This is a genomic window from Hydrogenophaga sp. GW456-12-10-14-TSB4 (assembly GCF_059424305.1).
Map to the genome: position 1 here is coordinate 1 of NZ_JBWKZH010000128.1, position 5,651 is coordinate 5,651.

Consider the following 5,651-nt stretch of genomic DNA (forward strand, 5'->3'; position numbering starts at 1 on the left):
AATGACCAAACCCCCAGGTGTCGAAGACACGAGGGGGTTTGGGGGCTGTAAGAGCCTGACGATGACCTACTTTCACACGGGAACCCGCACTATCATCGGCGCAAAGGCGTTTCACTGTCCTGTTCGGGATGGGAAGGAGTGGTACCACCTCGCTATGGTCGTCAGGCATAACTTGTTGTCTTGACTGTGCACGCGCACAGCCAGGACGAATTCATAGAGCTTCGAATCAGCTATTTTGATTGCTGCCAACGATGGACTCATTGCTGAGTCTCGGGCATAACATGACTTTTCAGTCGGATGACATTTGACTCTGATGATTTTCATCAAAGTTATAGGGTCAAGCCGCACGAGCAATTAGTATCAGTTAGCTTAACGCATTACTGCGCTTCCACACCTGACCTATCAACGTCCTGGTCTTGAACGACTCTTTAGGGGGCTCAAGGCCCCGGCAGATCTCATCTTGGAACGAGTTTCCCGCTTAGATGCTTTCAGCGGTTATCTCTTCCGCACTTAGCTACCCGGCAATGCCACTGGCGTGACAACCGGTACACCAGAGGTGCGTCCACTCCGGTCCTCTCGTACTAGGAGCAGGCTTCCTCAAATCTGCAGCGCCCACGGAAGATAGGGACCAAACTGTCTCACGACGTTTTAAACCCAGCTCACGTACCTCTTTAAATGGCGAACAGCCATACCCTTGGGACCGGCTACAGCCCCAGGATGAGATGAGCCGACATCGAGGTGCCAAACACCGCCGTCGATATGAACTCTTGGGCGGTATCAGCCTGTTATCCCCAGAGTACCTTTTATCCGTTGAGCGATGGCCCTTCCATACAGAACCACCGGATCACTATGTCCTGCTTTCGCATCTGCTCGACTTGTCAGTCTCGCAGTTAAGCACGCTTATGCCATTGCACTATTAGCACGATGTCCGACCGTACCTAGCGTACCTTCGAACTCCTCCGTTACACTTTGGGAGGAGACCGCCCCAGTCAAACTGCCTACCATGCACTGTCCCCGATCCAGATAATGGACCTAGGTTAGAACCTCAAACACACCAGGGTGGTATTTCAACGTTGGCTCCACAAGATCTAGCGACCCTGCTTCAAAGCCTCCCACCTATCCTACACAGATCTGTTCAAAGTCCAATACAAAGCTACAGTAAAGGTTCATGGGGTCTTTCCGTCTTTCCGCGGGGAGATTGCATCATCACAAACATTTCAACTTCGCTGAGTCTCAGGAGGAGACAGTGTGGCCATCGTTACGCCATTCGTGCAGGTCGGAACTTACCCGACAAGGAATTTCGCTACCTTAGGACCGTTATAGTTACGGCCGCCGTTTACTGGGACTTCGATCAAGAGCTTGCACCCCATCAATTAATCTTCCAGCACCGGGCAGGCGTCACACCCTATACGTCCACTTTCGTGTTTGCAGAGTGCTGTGTTTTTAATAAACAGTCGCAGCCACCAATTTTTTGCAACCCATTCGTGCTCAGATGTTCTCATCACACTACTAGGGCACACCTTCTTCCGAAGTTACGGTGTCAATTTGCCGAGTTCCTTCTCCTGAGTTCTCTCAAGCGCCTTAGAATACTCATCTCGCGCACCAGTGTCGGTTTGCGGTACGGTCAATTACAAGCTGAAGCTTAGTGGCTTTTCCTGGGACCTCGTTCAGTTACTTCGCGAGCAAGCTCGCTCGATCAACAGCCTCGGTATATGACACGCGGATTTGCCTACGTGTCGCCTACATCTGTCTAAACCGGCACATCCAACCGCCGGATAACCTATTAAGATCCGTCCCCACATCGCACTTGTAATCGGTACAGGAATATTGACCTGTTTCCCATCAGCTACGCATCTCTGCCTCGCCTTAGGGGCCGACTCACCCTACGCCGATGAACGTTGCGTAGGAAACCTTGCGCTTACGGCGAGGGGGCTTTTCACCCCCTTTAACGCTACTCATGTCAGCATTCGCACTTCTGATACCTCCAGCATCCTTTACAAGACACCTTCACAGGCTTACAGAACGCTCTCCTACCACTTGCAATAAATTGCAAATCCGCAGCTTCGGTAACTGGCTTAGCCCCGTTACATCTTCCGCGCAGGACGACTCGATCAGTGAGCTATTACGCTTTCTTTAAATGATGGCTGCTTCTAAGCCAACATCCTGACTGTTTTAGCCTTCCCACTTCGTTTCCCACTTAGCCAATTTTAGGGACCTTAGCTGGCGGTCTGGGTTGTTTCCCTCTTGAGTCCGGACGTTAGCACCCGGTGCTCTGTCTCCCAAGCTGTACTCATCGGTATTCGGAGTTTGCCTTGGTTTGGTAAGTCGCCATGACCCCCTAGCCAAAACAGTGCTCTACCCCCGACGGTAATACTTGAGGCACTACCTAAATAGTTTTCGGAGAGAACCAGCTATTTCCAAGTTTGTTTAGCCTTTCACCCCTATCCACAGCTCATCCGCTAGTTTTGCAACACTAGTCGGTTCGGACCTCCAGTACCTGTTACGGCACCTTCATCCTGGCCATGGATAGATCACTTGGTTTCGGGTCTACACCCAGCGACTGAACGCCCTATTCGGACTCGATTTCTCTACGGCTTCCCTATTCGGTTAACCTTGCCACTGAATGTAAGTCGCTGACCCATTATACAAAAGGTACGCAGTCACCCCTTACGAGGCTCCTACTTTTTGTAAGCACGCGGTTTCAGGATCTATTTCACTCCCCTCCCGGGGTTCTTTTCGCCTTTCCCTCACGGTACTTGTTCACTATCGGTCGATGATGAGTATTTAGCCTTGGAGGATGGTCCCCCCATGTTCAGACAGGATTTCTCGTGTCCCGCCCTACTTGTCGTTAGCTCAGTACCACACAGGTCTTTTCACGTACGGGGCTATCACCCGCTATGGCCGCCCTTTCCAAAGCGTTCCGTTAAGTCTTGTGCTATCACTAACAGGCTCTTCCGATTTCGCTCGCCACTACTTTCGGAATCTCGGTTGATGTCTTTTCCTCGAGCTACTGAGATGTTTCAGTTCACCCGGTTCGCCTCGCATGACTATGTATTCATCATGCGATACCTACTGCTAGGTGGGTTTCCCCATTCGGAAATCTCCGGATCAAAGCTAATTTGCCAGCTCCCCGAAGCTTATCGCAGGCTATCACGTCCTTCGTCGCCTATCATCGCCAAGGCATCCACCACGTGCTCTTATTCACTTGACCCTATAACTTTGACATCTCACCAGGTCTTGCAACCCAACAAGATACAAAATCACATCAAGCAAATGTCTGTCAGGTCTTTCACCTGACGCGTTATGCCGTTTCAATTCGCATCTTTCGATCAAATTGAATATTCGTTGACGCAATCAAAAAATGTTGCTGATGGCACGGTGCACATGAAACCTTTACGAATATGTGCTTTCCATCAGCAACGCTGATTCGACTCTATGAATTTTTAAAGAACAGCCGTGGCCGCCTTTCGGCAAGCCTATTGATCGATAGATATCAATCAACATCAAAGAACCCTGTCGCCAGGATGCTTTGATATTGAAACAAGATAAGTAATTGGTGGAGGATGACGGGATCGAACCGACGACCCCCTGCTTGCAAAGCAGGTGCTCTCCCAGCTGAGCTAATCCCCCAGGATGTCTTTCACTCATTGGAGGGGATGGTGGGTCTGGTTGGTCTCGAACCAACGACCCCCGCCTTATCAAGACGGTGCTCTAACCAACTGAGCTACAGACCCAAGCCGGTCGCTTGATCTCTTCAGGCCTAAGCCCGAATCGCTGGCGACGTCCTTCCAACAACCGATAAGTGTGAGCGTTTGAGCTTGACTGCTTTTTCCAGAAAGGAGGTGATCCAGCCGCACCTTCCGATACGGCTACCTTGTTACGACTTCACCCCAGTCACGAACCCCGCCGTGGTAATCGCCCTCCTTGCGGTTAGGCTAACTACTTCTGGCGAGACCCGCTCCCATGGTGTGACGGGCGGTGTGTACAAGACCCGGGAACGTATTCACCGTGACATGCTGATCCACGATTACTAGCGATTCCGACTTCACGCAGTCGAGTTGCAGACTGCGATCCGGACTACGACTGGCTTTATGGGATTAGCTCCCCCTCGCGGGTTGGCAACCCTTTGTACCAGCCATTGTATGACGTGTGTAGCCCCACCTATAAGGGCCATGAGGACTTGACGTCATCCCCACCTTCCTCCGGTTTGTCACCGGCAGTCTCATTAGAGTGCCCTTTCGTAGCAACTAATGACAAGGGTTGCGCTCGTTGCGGGACTTAACCCAACATCTCACGACACGAGCTGACGACAGCCATGCAGCACCTGTGTTACGGCTCTCTTTCGAGCACTAAGCCATCTCTGGCAAATTCCGTACATGTCAAAGGTGGGTAAGGTTTTTCGCGTTGCATCGAATTAAACCACATCATCCACCGCTTGTGCGGGTCCCCGTCAATTCCTTTGAGTTTCAACCTTGCGGCCGTACTCCCCAGGCGGTCAACTTCACGCGTTAGCTTCGTTACTGAGTCAGAAGAGACCCAACAACCAGTTGACATCGTTTAGGGCGTGGACTACCAGGGTATCTAATCCTGTTTGCTCCCCACGCTTTCGTGCATGAGCGTCAGTGCAGGCCCAGGGGATTGCCTTCGCCATCGGTGTTCCTCCGCATATCTACGCATTTCACTGCTACACGCGGAATTCCATCCCCCTCTGCCGCACTCCAGCCTTGCAGTCACAAGCGCAATTCCCAGGTTGAGCCCGGGGATTTCACGCCTGTCTTACAAAACCGCCTGCGCACGCTTTACGCCCAGTAATTCCGATTAACGCTTGCACCCTACGTATTACCGCGGCTGCTGGCACGTAGTTAGCCGGTGCTTATTCTTACGGTACCGTCATGAGCCCCAGGTATTAACCAGAGCCTTTTCGTTCCGTACAAAAGCAGTTTACAACCCGAAGGCCTTCTTCCTGCACGCGGCATTGCTGGATCAGGCTTGCGCCCATTGTCCAAAATTCCCCACTGCTGCCTCCCGTAGGAGTCTGGGCCGTGTCTCAGTCCCAGTGTGGCTGGTCGTCCTCTCAGACCAGCTACAGATCGTCGGCTTGGTGAGCCTTTACCCCACCAACTACCTAATCTGACATCGGCCGCTCCAATCGCGCGAGGCCTTACGGTCCCCCGCTTTCATCCATAGATCGTATGCGGTATTAGCGCAGCTTTCGCTGCGTTATCCCCCACGACTGGGCACGTTCCGATGCATTACTCACCCGTTCGCCACTCGTCAGCACCTTGCGGCCTGTTACCGTTCGACTTGCATGTGTAAAGCATGCCGCCAGCGTTCAATCTGAGCCAGGATCAAACTCTTTAGTTCGATCTTGAAATTACTCATAAAAACGGAATTGAAGTGAACTTCACTTCTATTCTCATGAGCGTTTAAAGTCTTGCGACTTGGACTCTTTCGAGTCCGTTACGCAATCGCCTTCAAACGCCCACGCTTATCGGCTGTATGTTTTTAATGATCCTGCAGATCCAGCGGCTTTCACCACCTTCATCTGCTTGCTTAGCTGCGATCAGCTGAGCCTCGTATTATGACACAGTTTTTGGCGTCTTGTCAAAAAGTTTGATTTTTTATCTCGCTTTTTGCATCGCCTTGGCTGG

At 51.6% G+C, this 5,651-nt stretch carries 2 tRNA genes and 3 rRNA genes; all 5 read right to left on the minus strand.

The features are described 5' to 3' along the window. Positions 1-53 precede the first annotated feature (53 nt). Positions 54-166 (minus strand): 5S ribosomal RNA (gene rrf, locus AC07ZS_RS29505). Between the two features lie 167 nt (positions 167-333). Beyond that, positions 334-3,211: ribosomal RNA gene (locus AC07ZS_RS29510) — 23S ribosomal RNA — on the minus strand. A gap of 343 nt (positions 3,212-3,554) precedes the next feature. Continuing rightward, positions 3,555-3,630 (minus strand) — tRNA-Ala (locus AC07ZS_RS29515). A 27-nt stretch (positions 3,631-3,657) separates the two neighbouring features. Then, positions 3,658-3,734, minus strand: a tRNA-Ile gene (locus AC07ZS_RS29520). Positions 3,735-3,835: 101 nt separating this feature from the next. Further along, positions 3,836-5,364 (minus strand): 16S ribosomal RNA (locus AC07ZS_RS29525). The 16S, 23S and 5S rRNA genes sit together here with 2 tRNA genes alongside, the layout of an rRNA operon. Positions 5,365-5,651: the final 287 nt, after the last annotated feature.